At 63.9% G+C, this 510-nt stretch carries 1 pseudogene; it reads left to right on the plus strand.

Annotated features, from left to right (window positions below):
• Positions 1 to 510 (plus strand): annotated as a pseudogene (locus A9W96_RS27980) (glycosyl transferase family 1); the annotation flags it as partial.

A 510-nucleotide genomic window follows, 5' to 3' on the forward strand; every position in this document is an offset into this window, starting at 1 on the left:
GAGATCGCGGCCAATGTCGCTGAACACCACGGGCTTCCGTTGGCCACGCTGCACCATGCCCCGGTACGGCCCAACGGACGGTTGATCCCGCTATTGCCCGGACCCATCGCGCGCTTCGCGATGAAGGTATCCAAGTGGCTGTCTTGGCGCATGAACAAGGGCTTCGAGGACGCACATCGCCGTGAGCTAGGTCTGCCCAAGTCGACAAGCCCTACGCACCGGCGAATCGCCGAGCGCCATTCGCTGGAAATCCAGGCCTACGATGACTTTTGTTTCCCGGGGTTGGCCGCCGAATGGAAGAAGTGGAATGGCCGACGGCCCTTTGTGGGTGCGCTGGCGATGAACCTCTCCACAGACGCCGACGACGAGGCGCGGGACTGGATAGCCGCGGGGGCACCGCCCATTTGCTTCGCCTTCGGCAGCATACCGGTCGAATCTCCGGCCTTCACGGCCGAAATGATCAGCGCGGCCTGCGCAGAATTGGGGGAGCGGGCACTGATTTGCGCCGGC

This window comes from Mycobacterium sp. 1245852.3 (assembly GCF_001669335.1).
GTDB lineage: Bacteria > Actinomycetota > Actinomycetes > Mycobacteriales > Mycobacteriaceae > Mycobacterium > Mycobacterium europaeum_A.